Source organism: Microvirga lupini (assembly GCF_014191055.1).
Taxonomy (GTDB): domain Bacteria; phylum Pseudomonadota; class Alphaproteobacteria; order Rhizobiales; family Beijerinckiaceae; genus Microvirga; species Microvirga lupini_A.
The window spans coordinates 607,905-628,712 of record NZ_JACHWB010000002.1 but is presented as its reverse complement, the minus strand read 5'-3'; the positions used below and the strand labels follow the sequence as shown (position 1 = coordinate 628,712).

Below are 20,808 nucleotides of genomic sequence, written 5' to 3'. Positions count from 1 at the left end.
CAACCCGGCCCTATTTCTGTTGGTTATAATCAGCCTTTCACGAGCGGGCAGCCGCCTTCGTTGAGAGGCCGGAAGGCCTGATCGGCCGGGATCGTGGCGAGCTGCTTGTAGAGATCCCAGGGACCTTTCGACTCGGCCGGCTTCTTGACCTCGAACAGGTACATGTCGTGGATCTTGCGCCCGTCCTGACGGATCTTGCCCTTGCCGAACAGCGGATCGTCGGTGGGCATCTCCTTCATCTTGGCCATCACCTGAGCGGTGTCCTTGCCTTTGAGGGCCTCGACGGCTTTGAGGTAATGCAGCGCGCCGGCATAGACGCCCGCATGGACCATGGTGGGCATCTTGCCGCCGTTCTTCTCGGCGAAGCGCTTCGACCAGGCGCGGGTCTGATCGTTCTGGTCCCAGTAGAAGGCCTCGGTCATCACGAGGCCCTGGGCCACCTGAAGGCCGAGGGAGTGAACGTCGGTGATGAACACCAGGAGCCCTGCGAGGCTCTGGCCGCCCTGGACGATCCCGAACTCCGCCGCCTGCTTCATCGCATTGGTGAAATCACCACCCGCATTCGCAAGGCCGATCACCTTGGCTCCCGACGACTGCGCCTGCAGCAGGAACGATGCGAAGTCCTGGCCTGGGAACGGATGCCGAACCGTGCCGAGGATCTTGCCACCCGCCTTCGTCACCAGGGCCGACGTATCACGCTCCAGGGCATGACCGAAGGCATAGTCTGCCGTGACGAAGAACCATGTGTCTCCGCCGCGCTTCACCATCGCGCCGCCGGTCCCGTTGGCGAGCGCCCAGGTGTCGTAGGTCCAATGCACGGTGTTGGGCGAGCATTGCGAGCCCGTGAGATCCGAGGTGCCGCCGCCTGAGTTGATCAGGATCTTGTTCTTCTCGCGGGCGATCCCGTTCACGGCAAGCGCCACCGAGGAGGTTGGAACGTCGAGAATCACGTCGACGCCCTCCTGGTCGTACCATTGCCGGGCGATGCTGGCGCCGATATCCGGCTTGTTCTGGTGGTCTGCCGCCACGACATCGACCTTGATGCCCTTCTCGGCCGCCTTGAAGTCCTCGGCGGCCATGCGGGCCGCTATCGCTGAGCCTTCGCCGGTGAGGTCGGAATAAACGCCGGACCGGTCGTTCAGCACACCCAGCTTGACCGAGATCTGCGCCTGCGCGGCTCCTGTCATGGCCATGGCCATCAAAGCGCTGAGAACATAACGCGTCTTCATTGTTTCCTCCCTTTTAGGACAGCCATCTTAGGCATGCCTGCGCAGGATTGGAAAGCCGCCGACGATCATGCAAAAGTGGGAGCCCGTCAGCGGGCGTGGCTCTCCCACATCGTTCAGAAGCCTGTGTTCTGCGGTCCTTTCGTCTGAAGCATGCGGCGTGCGTCGTCCGGGGTCGCAATGGTGAGGGACAGCTCCTCCAGGATGCGGCGGATCTTGCGCACCTGTTCGGCGTTGGACGGCGCGAGCTCGCCCTTGCCCAGATAGAGGTTGTCCTCGAGGCCTACGCGCACATGCCCGCCGAGGATGGCTCCCATGGTGACGAATGGCAGCTGATGACGGCCGGCGGCGAGAATGGAGAGATAGTAGTCGTTCCCGAACAGCCGGTCGGCCGTTGCTTTCATGTGCATGAGGTTCTCGGGCTCCGGGCCGATGCCCCCGAGAATCCCGAAAATGGCCTGCACGAAAAAGGGCGGCTGCACGATCCCGCGATCGGCGAAGTGGGCGAGGTTGTAGAGATGGCCGACATCATAGCACTCGAACTCGAAGCGGGTGCCGAGCGCACCGAGCTCGGTCATGCCCCGTTCGATCTGCGCGAAGGTGTTGGACAGGATGAAGTCCTTGGTCATGTCCAGGTAGGGCTTCTCCCAATCGTTCTTGAACGATGCGATGCGTCCGCCGGCGCCGGAGATGTTGAAATTGAAGGATCCCATGTTCATGGAGGCGATTTCGGGCTGCGCCCATTTCGCTGCGGCGAGGCGCTCGTCGAGGCTCATGCCGAGCCCGCCGCCGGTGGTGATGTTCACGATGGCGTTGCTGCGCTCCTTGATGGCCGGCAGGAACTGCTTGAACACCTCGGGGTTCTGCGTCGGGCGGCCGGTCTGCGGGTCCCGGGCGTGCAGGTGAAGGATCGCGGCACCTGCCTCCGCCGCCCCGACAGCGCTCTCGGCGATCTGCTGCGGCGTCACCGGCAGGTAGGGCGACATGCTGGGCGTATGGATCGACCCGGTGATCGCGCAGCTGATGATGACTTTGTCCGCTCGCTTCATCGAAACCTCCAGGGCTGTGAGACCGCCTCATCCATAGGGAACAATCCCCAGGCTAGGCGAAACGGTCGGTGCGGGTCCATAGAGCGGCAGGATCGGCGCGTGATTTTCGCTTGAAATGCCGACAGTTCAGCGCCGCATCAACCGCTTTTTAACCAGAAACAATAACTTATAGCTTTCTCTGCTCCCGCAAGAATTCAGCTGAAGCTGACGGAAGGTTGTTCCGTGTCGGATTGGGCAGAACATCATCACAAACAAAAGAATTGCAGATTCTGGGGGACTGCATGCGCATGAAATTCGGTATCGGGACGAAAATCCACTCCATCACATTGACCGCTCTGGTCGGCATCGCGGCGATCATCGCCGTTACATTGTTTTATCTGCGTGAGGAGATCACCCAGGCGCAAATGGTCAAGACCCAGCATGTGGTCGAATCGGCCTATGGCATTCTCTCGCACTATGAGGCCGAGGAACGTGCCGGTCGCCTGACCCGCGAGGCCGCCCAGAAAGCGGCCGCCGATGCGATCAGGGTTCTGCGCTACGACACCCAGGAATACTTCTGGATCAACGACATGCATCCCAAGATGGTGATGCATCCGATCAAGCCCGAGCTCGTCGGCGCCGACTTGAGGGAGAACAAGGATCCCACGGGCCTGCGCCTGTTCGTCGCCTTCGTCGACAAGGTGAAGGAGAGCGGCGCCGGGTTCGTGCCGTATCTGTGGCCCAAGCCCGGTGCGCAGGAGCCCGTCGGCAAGATCTCCTACGTGAAGGGTTTCAAGCCTTGGGGATGGATCATCGGCTCGGGCGTCTACACGGATGACACTGCCGCGAAGGTGTGGAGCACGGCCCTGAAGCTCCTGTCCGGCGTGGCCATCATCGTCCTCCTCATTGGTGTGGTGGCAACCTTCATCGGTCGGAGCGTCACCAAGCCCGTCCTGGCTCTCGGACAGGTCATGCGCTCCCTTGCCGAAGGAGAGCGGCAGATCGATGTGCCGGCGCGCAACCGCAACGACGAACTGGGCGCCATGGCTCATGCGGTCGAGGTGTTCAGGGACACGCTGATCGCCAAGGACGAGGCGGATAAGATCTACGCGGGCGATGCCGATGCGCAGGCCCGCCGCGCGCAACGCCTCGACCAGCTGACGCGCCAGTTCGAGGCCAATGTCGCGGCCCTCACCCGGACCCTCTCGACCGCAGCGTCCGAGATGGAGGGCACGGCCCAGACCATGGCGGCCACCGCCGAGCAGACCAACGTGCAGTCCCGGACCGTTGCGACGGCGGCCGAGCAGGCATCCGTGAACGTGCAGACCGTGGCTGCGGCCACCGAGGAGCTGTCGATCTCGACCCGCGAGATCGCGGCCCAGATCTCCCAGTCGGCGAAGGTCGCAGGCGCGGCCGTCGAGGAGACGCGGCGCACGGACGTGACCGTTCAGGCGCTTGCCAGCACGGCGGAGAAGATCGGCGCCGTCATCGCGCTCATCAACACCATCGCGGGCCAGACCAACCTGCTGGCGCTCAACGCCACCATCGAGGCGGCCCGCGCCGGCGAGGCCGGCAAGGGCTTTGCCGTGGTGGCGAGCGAGGTGAAGGAACTGGCGAACCAGACCACCAAGGCCACGGAGGAGATCTCGGCGCAGATCGTCGAGATCCAGCAGGCGACCCGGGAGGCGGTGAGCGCGATCCAGAACATCGGCAGCACCATTGGCCAGATGTCCGAGACCTCAGTGGCGATCGCTGCCGCCATCGAGGAGCAGGGCGCTGCCACCGGCGAGATCGCCCGCAACGTGCAGGAGGCGGCGCGCGGCACCGCATCGGTCAGCGGCAGCATCCTCGACGTGAGACAGGGGGCTGAGCTGACCGGCACGGCCGCAAGCCGCGTGCTTGGAGCCGCGCAGGAACTGGCGCGCCACTCCAGCGATCTCAGCCGCGAGGTGCAGAGCTTCCTCACGGACGTGAAGGCCGCTTAAGGATCGGGAGACCGCAGGTCGAATGAACGGTTCGACCTGCGGGCTCCTTCCACATACAGGCTTCAGACGGAGCGCCTCCGGAAAGGATTTTCTCCCTCAAGGCATTCCCGTGACGGTTTTTCCCGGCTAAAAGTCCATCGTCTCCTCGCGAATTGGATTAAGTTCATGGCCGTCAGCGTTACCGACCGTTTCCTCCGTTACGTCGTCATCGATACCCAGTCCGACGCCTCTTCGAAAACCCAGCCTTCCACTGAAAAGCAGAAGAATTTGGGTCGCCTGCTGGTCGATGAACTCCTGTCGATCGGGGTCTCAGACGCGCATCTCGACGAGCACGGCTACGTCTACGGGACCATTCCGTCGAACACCCCGAAAAACAGCGTGCCGGTCATCTGCATCTGCGCGCACATGGATACGGCGCCGGACTTCTCCGGCACGAACGTCAAGCCGCAGATCGTCAGGAACTACCAGGGCGGCGACATCCGGCTGCCGGCCGATTCCTCCCGGGTCATCCGCGTCGCCGACCATCCGGTCCTGAAGGACATGATCGGCCACGACATCATCACCTCGGACGGCACCACGCTTCTTGGCGCGGACGACAAGGCCGGCATCGCCGAGATCGTGGCGGCCGCCGAGTTCCTGATCAACAACCCGGACATCAAGCACGGCACGCTCCGCATCCTCTTCACCACGGACGAGGAGATCGGCCGCGGCGTCGACAAGGTCGACCTGAAGAAGCTCGGGGCCGATTTCGGCTACACCATGGATGGCGGAGCCGCCGGCAGCATCGAGGACGAAACCTTCTCGGCCGATGCGGTGGACATCGCCATCACGGGCGTGGCGATTCACCCGGGCCAAGCCTACGGCCGTATGGAAAACGCCATCAGGATCGCGGGCGACATCATCGCGCGACTGCCGCGGGACATGGCGCCCGAGACCACGAAGGGGCGCGATGGATTCATCCATCCGACGGGCCTGTTGGGCGTGATGGAAAAGGCGAATCTGAGCTTCATCATCCGCGACTTCACGGAGGAGGGGCTCAAGACGAAAGAGGCATTGCTGGAAAAGATCACGCGGGACGTGATGGAGAACTATCAAGGCTCCAGCTACACCTTCACGGTCAAGGAGCAGTACCGCAACATGAAGGAGGTGCTCGACCGGCACCCGGAGATCGTCGAGCATGCCGTGGAGGCGATCAAGCGCGCCGGCATGGAGCCTCGACGCGACAGCATCCGCGGCGGCACGGACGGCTCACGCCTCTCCTTCATGGGCCTGCCCTGCGCCAACATCTTCGCCGGCGGCCATGCCTTCCACTCCCCGCTGGAATTCGTCTCGAGCCAGGACATGGACAAGGCGGTGAAGACCATCGTCGAATTGGCGAAAGTTTGGGAGGAGCGCGCCTAAAGCGCCTCCTTGGCCGGGCCGGGCTGCTTTCCCGCTGGGGAAGTGCCCGGCGGGCGGTGCGCACATCGAACCGGAGGCGTGGATGGAACGCCTTGGCAGGACGGGAATTGCCTTGGGGAGGCGGCCATGAAGCCGTCCCTGGAGGAGTTCGCCCGATGCCCAATCGCATGCAGGATGGTCAACAGCCCGAGGCTCTGCGTTCCTTGAAATCGGCCGCCAAGGCGGGCAGCCGGAAGCCTGACGGCCAGGGTCTGGAAGCCCGCGGCGACACCGCGCCGGTTCCGGCTTCCCCGGAGCAGGAGCAGGACGCTGCCGCGAAAGTGCTGAAGGAGGGGGTGAAGAAGAACCCGCGCGGCATGGAGGAAGCCGCCAAGAAGGCTCCTCGGCGCTGATCGTCCGAACCTGTTGCTGTCGACGCTCGGTCCTACCCGCGCCAGAACTGGGGAAAGAACAGGATCAGCAGGGTGAACAGCTCCAGCCGGCCCAGGAGCATGCCGAAGCACAGAAGCCACTTGGACGCATTCGGGAGCTCTGCGAAGTTGCCGGCCGGGCCGATGATCGGACCCAGGCCTGGGCCGATGTTCGACAAGGCTGACACGGCGGCACTGGCGCTCGTCAGGAAATCGAGGTCGAACGCCATCAGGGCGACCGTGAGCGCGCTGTAGCAGATGAAGTAGAGCGAGAAGAACACCACCACCGAGCCGATCACATCGTCGGGCAGCAGCCGGCCCGCATAGACACGCGGAAACACGCCCCGCGGATAGAGCAGGCGTAGGAACTGGCTCTGCAGCATGCGGATCATCACCTGGAAGCGAAAGATCTTCATGCCACCTGAGGTCGAACCTGTGCAGCCGCCCACGAACATGAGGCCGAAGAACAGACCGACCATCAGGTTGCCCCAGAGCGTGTAATCCGCCGTGGCATAACCGGTCGTCGTCACCACGGACACCACATTGAAGGCGGAAAGCCGCAGGGCCTCGGCAACGCTGTGACCGGCCATCAGGATCAACCATGCCGCAACCGCGATGATGAGAGCCGCCAGGAGAGTGACCAGAAACCAGACCTGACTGTCGCGCAGGGCATCGCGCTGGCCCTGGACCAGCCGCAGGTACAGCACGAACGGCACGGCGCCCGAGAGCATGAACAGGGTCGCGATCCAATGCAGAGCGGGGTTGTCCCAGCGCGCCATTGAAATGTCGGAGGTCGAAAACCCGGCAGTCGAGACGGTGGTCAGCGCATGAGCGACCGCATCGAACGGTGTCATCGCCACCAGCCAGTAAGCCAGCGCGCAGGCCACCGTGAGGGCCGTATAGATCAGCATGATACCGGTTGCGATCTCCCGCACGCGCGGCATGACCTTCTCGGATCGGTCGGAGGATTCTGTGCGGAACAGCTGCATGCCGCCGACACCAAGGGCGGGCAGGATCGAGATGGCGACTCCGATGATGCCGATGCCGCCCAGCCATTGCAGGAGCGCCCGCCACAGAAGAATGCCCTTGGGCGCGTCGTCGAGCCCGACGATCACCGTGGCGCCGGTCGTCGTCAGGCCGGAGACGGATTCGAAGAACGCGTTGGTGAAGTGATCCCTCAGTTGAGCGTAATCGGAAATGTAGAGGGGGATGGCTCCGAACAGGGCAATGGTCGTCCATGCGACCGGCGTGAGGAGAAAGGCTTGGCGCAGGGTCAGTCCGCCGGATAGCCGGCAGCGGGTCACGTGCATCAGGGTGATCGCACAGGCGAAGGTGATGACGCTGCCGATGAGAAAGGCTCTCCAGTCCGGATCGCCCGTGAAGGCATCAACTCCCGCGGGCAGGAGCATGGCTGCGGCCAGCGCAAGGAGCATCCGTCCCGTCAGGTGGAAAACCGGACGGAAATAGGGTGGGGCCCATGCGCTCGGAAACGATCTTTCGCGCATCGGTCAGCCCTGGCTCCCTGTTTCGACCGATGGGCCAGCCAGGATCGCCTCAGCCTTGCGCAGGGCTCGATAGGCCACCACGGCGATGATGCTGTCGCCGGGATGCACCCGCGTCGAGCTTGTTGGAATGATCACCTCGCCATTGCGGACGATGGCTCCGATCAGCATGCCTTCCGGCATTCCAGCCTCGCGCAGGGTGCCCTTCACCAGTCGCGAGCCCTCCTGGGCCGTCGCCTGGATCACCTCGCCGAAATCCTCCCGTAGCGTATAGAGGGCGGAGACCGAGCGATGGCGCACGTGGCGCAGAATGGTCGAGATCGTGATGGCGCTGGGGCTGACGACCGCGTCGATGCCCAGCGCCGGCAAGACATGCTCGTAGGAGGTCTTGTTCACCAGGGTGATGGCCCGCGTGCAGCCCTCGCGCTTGGCCAGTACCGAGGCGAAGATGTTGGTCTCGTCGTCGTTCGTGACCGCGATGATCGTATCGGCGCTCTGGACGTTGGCCTCGAGCAGCACTTCCTTGTCGAGGGCGTCGCCCTGGATCACCACGGCGGAATCTCTCAGTTCCCGGGAGATGTACTCGGCTCGCTCCCGCGAATGCTCGACGAGTTTGAGCGAGACATAGGGAGCATGTCGGGCGATCCTGGTTGCCAGGTTGAGGCCGACATTGCCGCCGCCCACGATCACGATGCGGCGGGCGACCTGCTCCTCGTGGCCAAGGTATGCCATGACCTGGTCCACGCGAGCCGTCTCGGTGATGACGTAGACATCGTCACCCTGCTGGACCTGATCCTCGGCCCTCGGCACGAAGGCATGGCCGTTGCGCACGATGACGCCGACGACGATGCCGGAGCCGCCCGACGTGGAGAGTTCCTTCATTCGGCGCCCGACCAGGGAGCATCCGCCCGTGTTGCAATGAACCCCGAGAAGGTGAACCCGACCGTCGGCCAGTGCCACGGTGTCGAAGGCGCCGGGTGTCTTAAGACGCCGGACGATTCCGTTGGCGACCTCGACCTCGGGCGAGATGATCACATCGATGGGCAACTGGTCGGAGGCGTAGAGCCCCTGCCAGATCGGCTCCAGGTAGCCGTGATGGCGGACACGGGCGATGCGCCGGCGGACGTTGAACAGGGAGTAGGCCACCTGACAGGCGACCATGTTGACCTCGTCGGAGCGGGTGACGGCGATGAGCATGTCCGCATCCTGCGCGCCCGCCCGCTCGAGAACCTCGGGATGAGCGGCATGGCCGACCATTCCGCGAACGTCGTAGCTCTCGTCCGCCCGCCTGGCCTGCTCGGGTGAGAGATCCACCACCGTCACATCGATGCCCTCGGAGGCGAGGTGGCGGGCGATGGTCGAGCCCACCTGTCCGGCACCACAGACGATCACTCTCACGGCGAACTCACTCCCCGATACGCTTGGTTTCGGGGTAATGTAGGGCACAGGCCCATGGAATTCACAGGCCTGCCTTTTCAGGGTCTATGGGCGGTCCGCTTGCGCCTCGGAGCTAGGCGATCAGCCGATCATCTCGAGGACGATCTGGCGGATTTCCTCCCGCGACAGGCCGGAGGGTTGCGGCTTGGGCGTAGCCTTGGTCTGCAGACGGACCTTGGTCTGTTGAGGGGTATTTTTGGCGTTCTGGGCCTGAATGGCAGTCGACATGATAATCCTATGGCCGCATGGGACGGGGCCCTGACGGCTTCTTCTGTGAATGAGACGGTCGGTGCGCTGCGCACCGACGGGAAATCCGCCCGAAAGGGCTGGATGTGACAAACGATGGGAACGGTAAGCGGGCTCGGCGGCTCAATCACGAGCTAGGGAGAGCAGGCCGAACATCTCGGTTGGATGAAATCCATATGGGGCATCCGCCGGCTCATGGCAAGATAAAACTTTTCGGAATCGGATGAAATGCCTTCGCCGAGGAAAGTAAATCCATGGCTCAAGCCGCGATGAGCGCATGGTTTTTCCAGAAAAATGAGCCTGCCTGGAAGAACAATGCTCTGATGGAGGCCGTCACTTTCTCAAAACGGTGTCTTGTATTTGGGGCGGGAGCACCCTACATCAGGATTATCGACATTTGGCCGGACAATCGGGCCGTTCCGCCTTGGCATGCCAGGCGCACGTTCAGACACTCTTCCAAACTTCGACGAACCCGAGCCGAGGCGTGCTGTCGCGCGTCTTCGAGCTCACGTGCACTGATGCATAAACTCAAGGAATACTGCCATGATGACGGGCACCGTTAAGTTCTACAACGATCAAAAAGGCTTCGGCTTCATTCAGCCGGACAACGGCGAGAAGGACGTGTTCGTCCACGCCACGGCTCTCGAGCGTGCTGGCCTGCGCGGCCTCCGCGAAGGCCAGAAGGTCTCCTTCGACACCGCCGAGGATCGTCGTTCCGGCAAGGTTGCCGTCAACAACATCCAGACGGCCTGAAGAATGACGGGCGCCTCATACAGCGCCTGACGATGAAGCCGCTCCCGCGTGGGGCGGCTTCTGCTTTGTGCAACCCCATCTTCGATGGGCTACCGGCGAGGACGCGATGAACACCTTTCGAAAAGCAACTGCAGCGAAATCCGTGATGTTCGTGGTGGACTATGCCGACGCTCGCAGGGCCTATCTCTGGGTCGACGATCCGGGCAAAGCCAGCGACCCCCGCGCTGTCGGGTTGATCGCGCGCGCCCAGCAGGAGCAGGGCACTCTTCCCGGCGGCGACATCGCCAGCATACGGCGCGTCCGGTAATCGGCCTTAAAGTTCGGCGAAGCAGCAAACAGGAACAATGAGCGGAATGAAGCATCAGGATCTCGGCGAACGGCTCAATGCGGCCAAGAACGCGAAGCAGGCCATGGCAGAAAAGTTCCGGCAGCGCCCGGGACTTGATGATCCTGCGGTTGCTGAGCGGCGGGCTGCTAGGGCGTCGGTGAGCGCCGCGCGTGATGCGAGGGCCGTCGAGCGCGAGGCCAAGCGCCTCGCGGAGAAAGCCCGTATGGTGGCAGAGCGCGAAGCCCGCGCGGCCGAACAGGCGGAGCAGGACGAGCGGATGGCGGCTGAGAAGGCCGCGGACGCCGCAAGGCTCGAGGTCGAGCGCAAGGCAGCTCGCGATGCCCGCTACGCAGCCCGCAAAGCCCGCAAGTAAGAGAGGAGATCAACCGATGTCTCACAAGTTCAAGGTTCGACAGATGGTTCGACTGGCGCAGCCCGGGATTTCCGATACTCGGACGAACTCCCCCACGGTCTACGAGGTCGTGCGGCTCATGCCCGCCGACCAGACTGGAGAGGTCTCGTACCGCATCAAGTCGGGCGCGATCGAGAGGGCCGTCCGCGAGGGTGAAATCCGCAGCGCCTAGGCGCCTGCGCCGAAAACCCTCGTTCAACGATCCGCAAGGCCAAGGCCCGAGCGGAGCAACACGCTACTCTAGAGAGAGGACATCCATTGCAGGTTCTGGTACGCGACAACAACGTCGATCAAGCCCTCAGGGTTCTCAAGAAGAAAATGCAGCGCGAAGGGATCTTCCGCGAAATGAAGGCGCGGAAAGCCTACGAGAAGCCCTCCGAGCGCAAGACTCGTGAGAAGGCCGAGGCCGTCCGGCGTAATCGTAAGGCTGCCCGCAAGCAGGCCATCCGTGAAGGGTTGATCGCGGCTCCCAAGCCGAAGCCCCGTCCCGGTGCCGGCCCCCGCCGACCGATGGCGGCCCCGAGCGCTGCGCCTCGCACCGAGGCTGCAGAGTAAGGACCCACAACAGGGTTCTCATGAGTTTTGCAGGCGGCGCATGTGATCATGCGCCGCTTCGTTTTTTGTTGATCGTGAGCCGGTATCGCGGCAGAGCGTGATGCGCATCGAACGCTGATTCATCTCAAGCAATTTACCGTTATGCAGTTTCTCCGCTCCAAACTCTTCGATCTTTATCTGGCTCTCTGGACGGGCCTCTTCGCGCCCGTGCTGGCCGGGCTGTGGCTGTGCGGCTCTCCCGAGCGTGGCGTGCGCTTGGCGTCGCGGCTGTGGGCGCGGGGCATCTTGGCCGGCCTGAGGTGGATCGTCGGGCTGAGCTACACCGAGCGTGGCCTTCACAACATTCCTGACGAGCCCTGCCTGATCATCGCCAATCATCAATCGACCTGGGAGACCCTGGCGTTCCTGGCGCTCTTTCCGGATGTGGCGATCGTCGCGAAGCAGGAGCTGCTGGGCATCCCGGTCTTCTCGTGGTTCCTGCGCAAGTCGCCGATGATCCTGATCGACCGGGAGAGCGGCTCGAAGGCTGTTCGGAAGATGGTGGACGAGAGTCGCGCCGCACTGGCCCAGGGGCGCTCCGTGCTGATTTTTCCCGAGGGCACCCGAAAGCCCGTTTCCGAACCGATCGCGTTCAAGCGCGGCGTGGAGCTTCTCTATGCCAAGCTCGACCGGGTGGTCCTGCCAGTGGCCTTGAATTCAGGACATTTCTGGGGGCCGGACAGACCGGTGAAAAGGGGAGGGACCATCTCGGTCTCCTATCTCGATCCCATCGAGCCCGGCCTGCCCGGCAACGAATTCACCCGCAGGGCCGAACAGCTTCTCGAGACGGAGAGGCAGCATTCATGGCCTCAGGCTGCCTGATCTTTGAGCAAAGAGGTTCAGGCGATGGCCCGCGCGGGCTTTTGAAGGCCTTCAACCTCCGCCATGAACGCCGCAAGCGCCTCGCGCGGCATGGGCTTGGCAATCAGATAACCTTGAGCCTGTGAGGCGCCGGCCAAACGCAGGGCGTTGAGCTGCTCATGCGTTTCGACGCCCTCGGCCGTCGTGCTCATCTTCAGGTCGTTGGCAAGCCCGATTGTCGCCTTGATGATCGCGCGGCTGCCCGCCGAGTCCATCATGCCGCGCACGAAGGACTGATCGATCTTGATCTTGTCGAAGGGGAAGCTTCTGAGATAGCTCATCGACGCATAGCCGGTGCCGAAATCGTCGAGCGAGATCCCGACGCCCAGGGTCTTGAGCCGCCTGAGCGCCGCGGTCGCCTCGTCGTTAAGCTTGACGGATTCCGTGATCTCCAGGACGAGGCGATGGGCCGGCAGACCGGACAGGTTCAGGGCCTTCGTGACGCTGGCGAAAACGTCGCGGCGCTTGAACTGCACCGGCGAGAGATTGACCGCGACCTTTAAAGGACGATCCCAGGTCATGGCCGTCACGCAGGCCTCCTCCAGGATCCAGTCGCCGATGGGCGCGATGAGGCCGGACTCTTCGGCGGTCGGGATGAACTGCAGGGGCGGGATCATGCCTTTCGTCGCGTGCTTCCAGCGCACCAGGGCTTCGCAGCCCCACATGCGGTTTGTCGCGAGATCGAGGATCGGCTGGTAGAACAGCTCGAACTCTCGGTTGTCGAGGGCGGTTTTGAGGGCTCCTTCGATGGCGCGGCGCTCGGCGCGGGAATCCTGGATTTTCGGGTCGTAGAACCGGTAGCTGCTGTCGGCGTCGGACTTTGCCGCGAAGAGTGCGACGTCGGCCGCTCGCATGAGTTCGGTCGAGGTCTTGCCGTCGGAGGACGCGATGGCAATGCCAGCCGTGAGCCCCACGTCCATCTCCGTGCTGCCGATTGTGCAGGGCGTCTTCATGGCGGCCTGGATGGCCATCACGAGGTCTGTAACCTGCTGCTTGCCCCTGACCGGTCGTTGAATGATGGCGAACTCGTCTCCGCCGATGCGAGCGATGAAATCGCCTTTCCGGACACGCTCGCGCAGGCGCCGCGCAACGGTCTGGATGATCTCGTCGCCCGCGCTGTGGCCGTGATTGTCGTTGATGTCCTTGAAGCGGTTGAGATCGAGAAGATGCAGGGCGAAATCCGTACCGGATCGATGCGAAGCGAGATAGGTCCGCTTCAGCTCCTCGATGAAGAACGGTCTGTTGGGAAGCCTGGTCAGGACATCGTGACGCGACAGGTAGCTTTCGCTCGCGGCGCGCAGGATGCCGGTTCTCACATGCCTCAAGCCCATTAGGCTCGCCGTGTCGACCGCAACGCCCATGAGGTAGGCGATGAACCCGACCACGCGTGCTTCGAGCCTCTGTCCGGCCATGAGCTCCGCCACGGTGCGGCTCACCGCAATGCCGCCCGGGTGATTGGCGAGCGGATGCAGCGCGAACAGCCGCTCCTGCCGGTCGATCCAACTCACGTCGCGGATAAGCGTCGGGCTGTTCTTGGCAATCATCCGCTGCAGCGGCGTGTCCGGTTTCCAGATCTTGCGGCCCAATGCCCGCTCCGACAGCGGGCTGTGCGCCAGCACGATCCCGTCGCGTCGGTAGAGCGTGACCGCTGATGAAGGTTTACGCAGATGCTCCTTGAAGAGAGTCTCGAAATGGCTGAGATCGATGGTGGAGACGACGATGCCGAGAAGATTGCCTTCGGTGTCGTTGATCCTGCGCGCGAGCGATAGAACCTTCTTGCCCGTTGTGCGGATCCGCATCGGCTCGCTCAGGTACGAGGTGAGCGCCGGATCCGTCGAGAGCGCCTGGTAGTAGGACGCGCCCGTCAGGTAGATGGGGTCGGACATCGGCCTGGGGTTCGATGTGCCGACGAGCCTGCCCTGAGCATTGACGAGATCGATGCGGACGATCTGAGGCAGGGAGCAGGACGCTCCGACCAGAACCGCCTTCGTGGCCTGCGACCTGGCGAAGCCGTCGAACTCGCTGGCCCGAAGGCTCGCCTGCGGAATGCGCTCGACGAGATCGCGCAGAACGCCCTCGATGGACTGCAAGATGCCGTCCGTCCGCTCCTGAAGGGTCAGGGCGAGGTTCGCCAGGTCGCCTTCGGCGCGCGCGAGATCGTCGGTGTGGCCCCGCACCAGAAGGAGCACGGCGCCGACGATGACGGCAGCCGCGAGAACGACGCTGAGGACGATGATCAGGGTGGCGGGCACGACGGGTTTCGATGAAGCCTTTGAGCGACGATCTGCGTCACCATCGGCCCGGAGGTGTAGTTATTCCGTTAACTTCTGCCGGAATCCGGCTTCCGTTAGGCAAAAAAGCAAAGCTTCCGGCTTTCTACCGGGCTCAATCCTTCTCGGTCCCACGCAGGCACCCGATCTTCGTCTGATCTCTCCTGCCCTTGAGGGCGTTCGGATGGGTCGCGGCGCATGCGTCATGGGGCGCAAGATCGCCTTGCGATCAGCGCTGGCCGCCCATGCGCCGGCTCAGCCACTCCTCGGCGGCGCCCAGATCGGCGAAGGTAGGGTGGCTGGGGCCATCCAGGCGGCCAAAGCCTACTTCCAGATACCAGTGCCCGGACACCCCGCCATACTGATCTCCCAGGTGGGTCAGCACAGCCACGAGACGTTTCCCGCCGTTGAACACCAGCATGCCCTCCTCATCGCTGCCGGTCGCTACTCGCACAGACTCGAAAATCAGGGTCATGCCGCCACCTCGTCCGGATTCTCCAGGTGGAGGTAAGTCGGGTCGAACTCGCCTGCCTCCTTCAGTTTCTCCCAATCGGGAACGGTCAGGCGATTTCCCTTCGTCTGGATCAAGCCGGCGACCCGCAGCTGCTGCATCATCCGGTTGACATGGACCGTGGTCATGCCGAGCGCGTCCGCGAATTCGCCCTGGGTGATCGGCAGCTCGCAGACATGGTCCTCGGCCAAGCCCATCGCCCGCAGGCGCACCAGCAACTCGCACAAGATGTGGGCCAGGCGCACGTAACCTTCGCGGCGCCCGACATTCATCACCCATTCCCGGAAAATGGCGGCATCGATCAGGGTCTCGCGCCAGAGGGCGGCGGCGATGCGAGGCCAGCTTCCGCAGAGATCGTGCAGGTCGTAGTGCTGGATGAATCCCACGCTGCATGGACTGATCGAACTCACGCCGGTGTCGAGCACCTTCAGGTGCAGGCTCTGAAGGTCGGGAATATCGCCGGGGACAGTAAAGGACACGATCTGGCGCCTGCCCGCGGCCGTGAGCTTGTAGGCGCAGGCAAAGCCGCTCAGGATCAGGCAGGAGCGGTTGGGGCGGTCGCCCTCGCGCACGATGTCCTGGTTCTCCTTGAGCGCCACTACCTGCATGGGCAGGCCCAGGAGCGCCTGCCTCTCATCGTCGGTGAGCGTGAAGATGCTCTCCAGCTTGCGGATGAGCGGATTGTATTCGGGATGGAAGGGGGTGTGCATGTTGCGCTCCTCCTGTTGCAGGCGGGAGCACACGACTCTCAGTCACCAGCGCCCAAGGTTCGTGGCCGGTAATAAAACAATCGTCTCATGGATATGACCGACGGTCCCTAATGTATGTTAATTTTTGAACTGATGGTGATCGAACAAAAGCTTCGATGCGTCAGCCTGTTCGCTTTGAGGCCGTATTGCGCAGCCTGAAGCTTCAGAAGGGCAGGGAAGGCTCGCCTGTCCTGCACCTCCGCACACGGTTATCCTAGGTTAATGGCAACGCTCTCGGGCTCGGGTAAGGCAGAGTGTCCTGGTACGCGATTGGCGTGCAGGGCAGCCTGGCTGTGTCTGGAGAAGCGAGCGTGTCCAAAAAAGACCCTATCAACAGCATCGCTCTGGAAAAGCCGGATTCCCTTGAAGACCTGCTGAACGTCAACGGTGACCCCGGTCCGGAGCCAGCCCTGCCGCCCCATGTGGCGACCTTCCTGGGCGAGCAGCTCCAGGCCTATTACGCCCAGCTGATGAGCGAGCCGGTGCCCGATTGCCTCGTTCAGCTCCTTGCGCAACTGGACGGAAAAGCGGGCGGTCACGATGGCGAGTGAGGATCCCATCCGCCAGTCGATGCTGGAAGCCATTCCGCACCTGCGCGCCTTCGCCATCTCGCTCACCGGCAATGTGACCTATGCAGACGATCTCGTGCAGGCGGCGCTTCTGCGCGGGCTCGAGAACCTCGACAAGTTCCAGCCTGGCACGAGCATGCAGGCTTGGCTCTTCACCATCCTGCGCAACCAGTTCTACACGGATATGCGCCGCAGCCGCCGGGAGGTGGACGATCCGGACGGAGCACTCGCCAGCAAGTTGGCGGTCATGCCGGAGCAGGGCGCGCGCCTGGACTTCACCGACATGCAGGTGGCTCTCGCCAAGCTCAGCGTCGAGCAGCGCGAGGCGCTGCTGCTGGTGGGGGCAGAGGGCGTATCCTACGAGGAGGCGGTTCAGATCTGCGGCACCAATCTCGGCACGATCAAGAGCCGCATCAACCGCGCCCGGACACGCCTGGCGGAGCTCCTCGCACTTGATGCGCAGGAGGATCTCGGTCCCGACCGCCTGGTCAAGGCGGCGCTGTTCGTGCAGACGCCCTGAGCCGTCTCTGTTACTTGCCCGCTGCCTTGCGGAGGGCCGCATTGATGCGGTCCTGCCATCCCGGACCATCCTGCTGAAAGTATTCGAGCACATCCTGGTCGATCCGCAGGGTGACGCTCTCCTTCACGCCTGGAATGGACGGAGCCTTCGCGGGTCCCTCGATGGGCTTGGTCGTGACCTTCTTGAAGGCAGCCTCGGCCGCCTTCAACGGATCGGCCGGCCTGCGTCCTCCTGGTGATCTCGACATGTTCATCTCCCCCCGCGGATGCTGCTTCTGCGCATCCAGAATAGTCGAGATGGGGTGCCGGGCAAAGGCCGCATGGCCTCACGTGATCTCGGACAAGGCAACAAAGATCGATTATAATGCCTGCTCGGACTGATATCTGAGCTTGAGGCGAATTCGGCGCCACGCAGGATCCCGAACTTCGAGTGTTAGGGAGAGGCCTCCTCCATGATTGCGCAAGCGTTGAACTCTCTCAGGTGACAGGGGTCAAGAGCAGGCACACGGCGACGGAGGAGAGGAGGTTCCGTTGTCCGCGTTGCGCGCCAGGAAGTTGACCGAGTCGAACCGGGGGCTGCTCTGCGGAGGAGACCATGGCAATTTTCTATGGAGATGACTGGCGGGACATCATTCACGGCACCAATGCCAGTGACCTGATCTACGGCTTTGGCGGCGATGACGACCTCTTCGGCAATGATGGTGATGACGACATCTATGCCGGCTGGGGCTACGACATCGTGTACGGCGACGCCGGTGACGACTACCTCAACGGCGGCGAGGGCCCCGACGACCTTTATGGCGGATCGGGGCAGGACCGCCTCGTCGGCGGCAGTGGCTACGACATCCTTTTCGGGCAGTCCGGCAACGACGATCTGTATGGCGGATCAGGCTACGACGACCTCTACGGCGGCTCCGGTCTCGATTACCTGAACGGCGGCTCCAGCGACGACTGGCTGGACGGCGGAAGCGGACGGGACTGGCTCGTGGGCGGCACGGGCATCGACGTGTTCGTGTTCAACCGCGGCTCCTCCGGGATCAGGACGACGAGCGCGGATACCATCGCCGACTGGAATGCATCGCGGGACTGGATCGAGACGCCCATCCGGGGCACGTCGACGAACTATCGTGAGGCCAGCACGACCGCGACCTCGATCGAGGCGGCAGCCTCTCAGGCTGAAAGCACCTTCACGAGTGCCAGCATCGCCCATGTCTTCCTGTACAATTCGGCGATCGACCAGGGTTATCTGCTGTCCGACCTGAACAACGACAATCGCTTCGAAACGGGCGTGATCTTGCGCGGTGCGGGCAGTGCAGGCGATATGAGCTATCTGTTCATCGTCTGATCGAAGGAACGGCAGAGGCGCCGATCAGGCGCCTCTTGCGCTCATGTCACTGAGCGCATCGTGCGCTCACGGGGTCCGATGCTTTAGCCGCGGCTGGCGCCGTTCAGTATTCGCAAACCTGAACGCTGCGACGGACGACCCGGCCCCAGGGGTCGATGACCCGGCGCCGGACCCAGTAGCAGTCGTCCTCATAACCGACCCCCGAATAGAGGTATGGATCATCGTAGCCGTAATAGGGATAGCTCAGGGCCCCGAGCGTCAGGCCGGCGAGCAAGGCTCCGCCGTAATAGGGATAGCCCCAGCCCCGGCGATAATAGCCGCCATAGTACGGGTAGCGCCCATAATACGGATAGCGCCAGCCGCCCCGATAGCGTCCCACATTGGCCACCCGGCCATAGCCGCCGCGGAAACCCGGTGCGGCGAAGGCTGGACGAAAGCCTCCGGGACCAACCCCGATGGCGCCTCCGCGGAAGGCCGGCCGACCGGCGAACGCAGGGCCGCCGAAGCCGCCCCCCATCCCGATCCGGGGAGCCATCATTCCGCCGCCGCCCCGGAAGCTTGGTGCGCCTCCACGGAAGCCAAACCCACCCCTTTGGGCGGCCGCATCATCGGGGATGAGAAAGACACTTGCTGCAAGAATACCCAACACCACGAGAGATCGTTTCATCGCTCTCCTCCGTGTCACGGTGAGGTAGGGCATTCTAGCACGGCGCACGTTTTCACGAGAGTTGAATTCGGGATGAGCGGACGCTTTCCCGGCCTGCTTCGAGGCTAAAGCATCGTGCGGACCCAGCGGGTCGCGCCCAACGATGCTCTCATCCAAGAAGGAAGCATCGGATGGATCCAAAAAGTGCAAATCCACTTTTGGGTCCGATGCTTTAGTGCGCTGGTCTTCCAGATTTCCTCAATGGGATTGCGGGTTGAACGGGATCGCTTCCATGAAGGGGAATTCCAGGACGATCTCGTCAAGATCGTCCCTGACCTCGATATGCGACGCGGCCCAGTTCACCGGCTGCTCGAACTCGGTGCCCATCAGGTTCTGCGCCATCGCCTTGGCCACTTCCCAGGCCTGATCCGCATCGCGCAGATCCTGCCCCTCGGGGTCGGGCAGGGCATCCTGGCCGATATGCACGTTGAAGAAGTAGCGCGGCATGAATGTCCTTGGCTTGAGTGGTGAGAGGCCAATCAGGCGGGATGCGTTCGGTTCCGTCTGGTCTCCGGAATTGGCCTCAGGCGGGCTATCGCTCGGCGAGCGTGAGCCGCGACGACCATAACGGGCGGAGAAGCGGTTCGGCCACAACACCTCCGATCAAGGCAAAGGCCATCAGGATGAGGCCGAGACGGCCATAAAGCGCAACGCGATTCTTACGGGCCATGAAACCCTCGCAATCGTGGGCTGGAATCAGATCACCGGATCCTTGTTGCCGATTGTGGCGACAATACTGCTCAGGTGGACCGGGATACTGCGCACGGGGCGCGGAGTGGCAGCAACGCTATACCAGTCTTTAACCATGCGACAACAAACGCATCCGCATGCCGCTCCATCGGCAGACGCTCGGCGGAACGGAGGTCGGACGGAACTGTTAGACAATCTCGCGGGGCGGCTGGGGAGCGGGTCCTTTGAGTTCTTACCTACGATAATGGCATTGCGTGTATCAGAATTGTCCTCCAGTCATGTTGCCGACCACCTGAGTGCTCTTACCGAAAAGGTCGATGAGATTGCCCAGCGCGCCGGTGTGCCCGCTGTTGCGCGGTTGGATCTTGAGACCACTCTGGCGGCATTGCCGTGGCCAAGCCGACGGCGCCTCGGGCTGGTTCTTGAGAGCGCCCGTGTCGGCACGAGCGACAAAGCCGTGCGCGAGGCTGTCGCGGTGATGCTGGCGGTGGCGGCCGACGTCTGGGCCCGTACCCCTCCACCGGTCGAGAACGGCCGCGGCGGGTTGCAGGAATGAGGCACGCCGCTCACGAGAGTCTTGAATACGCGTCCCGTCCAGCATCCCAGACCACGATCCGCTCGTCGCCTTCTTCCATCACGACGCCCGCGGCCTTTCCCAGGCGGGCCGACGCTTCGGCCACGACGACAGCCGCTTCGATGGCCTTGGGCCGGTCATCGAAGCGGGCCAGGATTGCGTGAGCGAGGTGAACGGCCCAGCCCTGCCCGGACGGGCGAATGATATAGAGATCCTGCTCACGCATGAGGGCCCTCCTGATCGTGCCGTTTCCGGCGTGAGGAATAACGGCCGGCCGGCAAGGTTTATTCCCTCTGAGCCTCTCAACGCTTCGTTCTATTGGCGGAAACCCGGCCGCCGCTAGATTGTCTGAAGCGGATCCTGGTCCCCTGGTCGTCGAAGGCATGGGGTCTGGGGCGGCCCTGCGCCGGCTCAAGCGATGGGTGGTTGATGCGCTGCTACTTTCATCTGGTGAACGGTGACGAGGTCATCGCGGACGATACGGGTGTTGAGATCATCGACCTGGCAAGGGCGCACGAGCTCGCCCTGCAAACCATCGAGGACATCCGCGCCGAGACAATCCAGCTTGGCGATTCCTGGCAGGGCTGGCGGCTCGAGGTGGTCGATCCATCCGGCGCCGTCCTGCTGTCCATTCCGCTGGATCCGGTCCTGCATTGATCGGGCAGGGAGCCTTTACCACCATCCAGCAGTCC

The 20,808-nt window shown here is 63.1% G+C and carries 27 protein-coding genes; 14 read left to right on the top strand and 13 right to left on the bottom strand.

What is annotated here, in order from left to right; genetic code table 11:
* Positions 1-29 precede the first annotated feature (29 nt).
* Both FHR70_RS10070 and kce read right to left on the bottom strand, forming a co-directional pair.
* The gene (locus tag FHR70_RS10070; RefSeq protein ID WP_183449639.1) at positions 30-1,229 is read right to left on the bottom strand and encodes an ABC transporter substrate-binding protein; all 1,200 of its coding nucleotides are present in this window, start codon (positions 1,227-1,229) and stop codon (positions 30-32) included.
* 113 nt (positions 1,230-1,342) lie between these two features.
* Positions 1,343-2,275, bottom strand: coding sequence for a 3,5-dioxohexanoate:acetyl-CoA acetone transferase (kce, locus tag FHR70_RS10065; RefSeq protein ID WP_183449637.1), 933 nt, complete (start codon positions 2,273-2,275; stop codon positions 1,343-1,345).
* A gap of 281 nt (positions 2,276-2,556) precedes the next feature.
* Here kce and FHR70_RS10060 point away from each other — a divergent pair, with 281 nt between their 5' ends.
* From FHR70_RS10060 to FHR70_RS10050, 3 genes are all read left to right on the top strand, one after another.
* Positions 2,557-4,239, top strand: a complete 1,683-nt coding sequence (locus FHR70_RS10060) for a methyl-accepting chemotaxis protein (protein ID WP_343058776.1) — start codon at positions 2,557-2,559, stop codon at positions 4,237-4,239.
* Positions 4,240-4,404: 165 nt separating this feature from the next.
* Complete coding sequence (gene pepT / locus FHR70_RS10055; RefSeq protein ID WP_183449635.1) at positions 4,405-5,640, top strand: peptidase T; 1,236 nt, start codon at positions 4,405-4,407, stop codon at positions 5,638-5,640.
* A 155-nt stretch (positions 5,641-5,795) separates the two neighbouring features.
* Positions 5,796-6,032 carry a hypothetical protein gene (locus tag FHR70_RS10050; RefSeq protein WP_183449634.1) on the top strand — a complete coding sequence of 79 codons (237 nt, stop codon included), beginning with the start codon at positions 5,796-5,798 and terminating at the stop codon, positions 6,030-6,032.
* A 32-nt stretch (positions 6,033-6,064) separates the two neighbouring features.
* On the opposite strand, the gene FHR70_RS10045 is transcribed toward FHR70_RS10050, so the two are convergent.
* From FHR70_RS10045 to FHR70_RS10035, 3 genes are all read right to left on the bottom strand, one after another.
* Positions 6,065-7,555: a TrkH family potassium uptake protein gene (locus tag FHR70_RS10045; protein ID WP_183449632.1), complete on the bottom strand. Its 1,491-nt coding sequence runs from the start codon at positions 7,553-7,555 to the stop codon at positions 6,065-6,067.
* 3 nt (positions 7,556-7,558) lie between these two features.
* Positions 7,559-8,950, bottom strand: coding sequence for a Trk system potassium transporter TrkA (gene trkA, locus FHR70_RS10040; RefSeq protein WP_183449630.1), 1,392 nt, complete (start codon positions 8,948-8,950; stop codon positions 7,559-7,561).
* A 120-nt stretch (positions 8,951-9,070) separates the two neighbouring features.
* Positions 9,071-9,217 carry a hypothetical protein gene (locus FHR70_RS10035; protein WP_183449628.1) on the bottom strand — a complete coding sequence of 49 codons (147 nt, stop codon included), beginning with the start codon at positions 9,215-9,217 and terminating at the stop codon, positions 9,071-9,073.
* Between the two features lie 561 nt (positions 9,218-9,778).
* Between FHR70_RS10035 and FHR70_RS10030 the strand changes: the two genes are divergently transcribed.
* The 6 genes from FHR70_RS10030 (at position 9,779) to FHR70_RS10005 (ending at position 12,144) form a co-directional block, all read left to right on the top strand.
* Positions 9,779-9,988 carry a cold-shock protein gene (locus tag FHR70_RS10030; RefSeq protein WP_183449626.1) on the top strand — a complete coding sequence of 70 codons (210 nt, stop codon included), beginning with the start codon at positions 9,779-9,781 and terminating at the stop codon, positions 9,986-9,988.
* Positions 9,989-10,094: 106 nt separating this feature from the next.
* The gene (locus tag FHR70_RS10025; protein ID WP_183449624.1) at positions 10,095-10,295 is read left to right on the top strand and encodes a hypothetical protein; all 201 of its coding nucleotides are present in this window, start codon (positions 10,095-10,097) and stop codon (positions 10,293-10,295) included.
* Between the two features lie 37 nt (positions 10,296-10,332).
* Positions 10,333-10,689 carry a DUF6481 family protein gene (locus FHR70_RS10020; protein WP_183449622.1) on the top strand — a complete coding sequence of 119 codons (357 nt, stop codon included), beginning with the start codon at positions 10,333-10,335 and terminating at the stop codon, positions 10,687-10,689.
* 16 nt (positions 10,690-10,705) lie between these two features.
* A complete protein-coding gene (locus FHR70_RS10015) occupies positions 10,706-10,900 on the top strand; it encodes a hypothetical protein (RefSeq protein WP_183449620.1) in 195 nt (64 codons plus the stop codon).
* An 86-nt stretch (positions 10,901-10,986) separates the two neighbouring features.
* On the top strand, positions 10,987-11,283 hold the full coding sequence (rpsU, locus tag FHR70_RS10010) for a 30S ribosomal protein S21 (protein ID WP_183449617.1): 297 nt from the start codon (positions 10,987-10,989) through the stop codon (positions 11,281-11,283).
* A gap of 141 nt (positions 11,284-11,424) precedes the next feature.
* Positions 11,425-12,144, top strand: coding sequence for a lysophospholipid acyltransferase family protein (locus tag FHR70_RS10005; RefSeq protein ID WP_183449615.1), 720 nt, complete (start codon positions 11,425-11,427; stop codon positions 12,142-12,144).
* Positions 12,145-12,161: 17 nt separating this feature from the next.
* Here FHR70_RS10005 and FHR70_RS10000 read toward each other — a convergent pair whose 3' ends face one another.
* The 3 genes from FHR70_RS10000 to FHR70_RS09990 all read right to left on the bottom strand — a co-directional run bounded on the left by FHR70_RS10000 (position 12,162) and on the right by FHR70_RS09990 (position 15,674).
* Complete coding sequence (locus FHR70_RS10000; protein ID WP_183449613.1) at positions 12,162-14,435, bottom strand: EAL domain-containing protein; 2,274 nt, start codon at positions 14,433-14,435, stop codon at positions 12,162-12,164.
* Positions 14,436-14,682: 247 nt separating this feature from the next.
* Entirely contained in the window at positions 14,683-14,928 is a 246-nt protein-coding gene (locus FHR70_RS09995) for a hypothetical protein (protein ID WP_183449611.1), read from the bottom strand.
* Positions 14,925-15,674, bottom strand: coding sequence for a Crp/Fnr family transcriptional regulator (locus FHR70_RS09990; RefSeq protein WP_183449609.1), 750 nt, complete (start codon positions 15,672-15,674; stop codon positions 14,925-14,927). The genes FHR70_RS09995 and FHR70_RS09990 overlap by 4 nt, the downstream gene beginning before the upstream one ends.
* A 350-nt stretch (positions 15,675-16,024) precedes the next feature.
* Here FHR70_RS09990 and FHR70_RS24500 point away from each other — a divergent pair, with 350 nt between their 5' ends.
* Together FHR70_RS24500 and FHR70_RS09980 are read left to right on the top strand one after the other, a co-directional pair.
* Positions 16,025-16,264, top strand: a complete 240-nt coding sequence (locus tag FHR70_RS24500) for a NepR family anti-sigma factor (protein ID WP_183449606.1) — start codon at positions 16,025-16,027, stop codon at positions 16,262-16,264.
* The gene (locus tag FHR70_RS09980; protein ID WP_183449604.1) at positions 16,254-16,802 is read left to right on the top strand and encodes a sigma-70 family RNA polymerase sigma factor; all 549 of its coding nucleotides are present in this window, start codon (positions 16,254-16,256) and stop codon (positions 16,800-16,802) included. The genes FHR70_RS24500 and FHR70_RS09980 overlap by 11 nt, the downstream gene beginning before the upstream one ends.
* 10 nt (positions 16,803-16,812) lie before the next feature.
* On the opposite strand, the gene FHR70_RS09975 is transcribed toward FHR70_RS09980, so the two are convergent.
* A complete protein-coding gene (locus FHR70_RS09975) occupies positions 16,813-17,049 on the bottom strand; it encodes a BrnA antitoxin family protein (protein ID WP_183449602.1) in 237 nt (78 codons plus the stop codon).
* A gap of 347 nt (positions 17,050-17,396) precedes the next feature.
* Here FHR70_RS09975 and FHR70_RS09970 point away from each other — a divergent pair, with 347 nt between their 5' ends.
* Positions 17,397-18,146 (top strand): calcium-binding protein, encoded by a 750-nt coding sequence (locus FHR70_RS09970; RefSeq protein WP_183449600.1) that lies wholly within the window; start codon positions 17,397-17,399, stop codon positions 18,144-18,146.
* A 103-nt stretch (positions 18,147-18,249) separates the two neighbouring features.
* Here FHR70_RS09970 and FHR70_RS09965 read toward each other — a convergent pair whose 3' ends face one another.
* The 3 genes from FHR70_RS09965 to FHR70_RS09955 form a co-directional block, all read right to left on the bottom strand.
* Positions 18,250-18,813, bottom strand: a complete 564-nt coding sequence (locus tag FHR70_RS09965) for a hypothetical protein (RefSeq protein ID WP_183449598.1) — start codon at positions 18,811-18,813, stop codon at positions 18,250-18,252.
* A 237-nt stretch (positions 18,814-19,050) separates the two neighbouring features.
* On the bottom strand, positions 19,051-19,299 hold the full coding sequence (locus FHR70_RS09960; RefSeq protein ID WP_183449596.1) for a DUF6894 family protein: 249 nt from the start codon (positions 19,297-19,299) through the stop codon (positions 19,051-19,053).
* Between the two features lie 85 nt (positions 19,300-19,384).
* Positions 19,385-19,522 (bottom strand): hypothetical protein, encoded by a 138-nt coding sequence (locus FHR70_RS09955; RefSeq protein WP_183449594.1) that lies wholly within the window; start codon positions 19,520-19,522, stop codon positions 19,385-19,387.
* A 270-nt stretch (positions 19,523-19,792) separates the two neighbouring features.
* On the opposite strand from FHR70_RS09955, the gene FHR70_RS09950 reads away from it, so the two are divergent.
* Complete coding sequence (locus FHR70_RS09950; RefSeq protein WP_425487855.1) at positions 19,793-20,098, top strand: hypothetical protein; 306 nt, start codon at positions 19,793-19,795, stop codon at positions 20,096-20,098.
* Positions 20,099-20,108: 10 nt separating this feature from the next.
* Here the strand turns inward: FHR70_RS09950 and FHR70_RS09945 are convergent, their stop codons facing one another.
* Positions 20,109-20,342 (bottom strand): hypothetical protein, encoded by a 234-nt coding sequence (locus FHR70_RS09945; protein ID WP_183449591.1) that lies wholly within the window; start codon positions 20,340-20,342, stop codon positions 20,109-20,111.
* 203 nt (positions 20,343-20,545) lie between these two features.
* On the opposite strand from FHR70_RS09945, the gene FHR70_RS09940 reads away from it, so the two are divergent.
* On the top strand, positions 20,546-20,773 hold the full coding sequence (locus FHR70_RS09940) for a DUF6894 family protein (protein WP_183449589.1): 228 nt from the start codon (positions 20,546-20,548) through the stop codon (positions 20,771-20,773).
* Positions 20,774-20,808: the final 35 nt, after the last annotated feature.

Bases quoted from the DNA above. Each gene is read 5' to 3' on its own strand.
- FHR70_RS09980 (WP_183449604.1), top strand. From the start codon at position 16,254: ATGGCGAGTGAGGATCCCATCCGCCAGTCGATGCTGGAAGCCATTCCG.
- FHR70_RS09995 (WP_183449611.1), bottom strand. From the start codon at position 14,928: ATGACCCTGATTTTCGAGTCTGTGCGAGTAGCGACCGGCAGCGATGAG.
- FHR70_RS09970 (WP_183449600.1), top strand. From the start codon at position 17,397: ATGGCAATTTTCTATGGAGATGACTGGCGGGACATCATTCACGGCACC.
- FHR70_RS10025 (WP_183449624.1), top strand. From the start codon at position 10,095: ATGAACACCTTTCGAAAAGCAACTGCAGCGAAATCCGTGATGTTCGTG.
- FHR70_RS09990 (WP_183449609.1), bottom strand. From the start codon at position 15,674: ATGCACACCCCCTTCCATCCCGAATACAATCCGCTCATCCGCAAGCTG.
- FHR70_RS10005 (WP_183449615.1), top strand. From the start codon at position 11,425: ATGCAGTTTCTCCGCTCCAAACTCTTCGATCTTTATCTGGCTCTCTGG.
- FHR70_RS09960 (WP_183449596.1), bottom strand. From the start codon at position 19,299: ATGCCGCGCTACTTCTTCAACGTGCATATCGGCCAGGATGCCCTGCCC.
- FHR70_RS09940 (WP_183449589.1), top strand. From the start codon at position 20,546: ATGCGCTGCTACTTTCATCTGGTGAACGGTGACGAGGTCATCGCGGAC.
- kce (WP_183449637.1), bottom strand. From the start codon at position 2,275: ATGAAGCGAGCGGACAAAGTCATCATCAGCTGCGCGATCACCGGGTCG.
- FHR70_RS10015 (WP_183449620.1), top strand. From the start codon at position 10,706: ATGTCTCACAAGTTCAAGGTTCGACAGATGGTTCGACTGGCGCAGCCC.
- FHR70_RS10070 (WP_183449639.1), bottom strand. From the start codon at position 1,229: ATGAAGACGCGTTATGTTCTCAGCGCTTTGATGGCCATGGCCATGACA.
- FHR70_RS10045 (WP_183449632.1), bottom strand. From the start codon at position 7,555: ATGCGCGAAAGATCGTTTCCGAGCGCATGGGCCCCACCCTATTTCCGT.
- FHR70_RS10020 (WP_183449622.1), top strand. From the start codon at position 10,333: ATGAGCGGAATGAAGCATCAGGATCTCGGCGAACGGCTCAATGCGGCC.
- FHR70_RS09965 (WP_183449598.1), bottom strand. From the start codon at position 18,813: ATGAAACGATCTCTCGTGGTGTTGGGTATTCTTGCAGCAAGTGTCTTT.
- pepT (WP_183449635.1), top strand. From the start codon at position 4,405: ATGGCCGTCAGCGTTACCGACCGTTTCCTCCGTTACGTCGTCATCGAT.
- FHR70_RS10050 (WP_183449634.1), top strand. From the start codon at position 5,796: ATGCCCAATCGCATGCAGGATGGTCAACAGCCCGAGGCTCTGCGTTCC.
- FHR70_RS09955 (WP_183449594.1), bottom strand. From the start codon at position 19,522: ATGGCCCGTAAGAATCGCGTTGCGCTTTATGGCCGTCTCGGCCTCATC.
- FHR70_RS10035 (WP_183449628.1), bottom strand. From the start codon at position 9,217: ATGTCGACTGCCATTCAGGCCCAGAACGCCAAAAATACCCCTCAACAG.
- FHR70_RS10060 (WP_343058776.1), top strand. From the start codon at position 2,557: ATGCGCATGAAATTCGGTATCGGGACGAAAATCCACTCCATCACATTG.
- FHR70_RS09945 (WP_183449591.1), bottom strand. From the start codon at position 20,342: ATGCGTGAGCAGGATCTCTATATCATTCGCCCGTCCGGGCAGGGCTGG.
- FHR70_RS10030 (WP_183449626.1), top strand. From the start codon at position 9,779: ATGATGACGGGCACCGTTAAGTTCTACAACGATCAAAAAGGCTTCGGC.
- FHR70_RS09975 (WP_183449602.1), bottom strand. From the start codon at position 17,049: ATGTCGAGATCACCAGGAGGACGCAGGCCGGCCGATCCGTTGAAGGCG.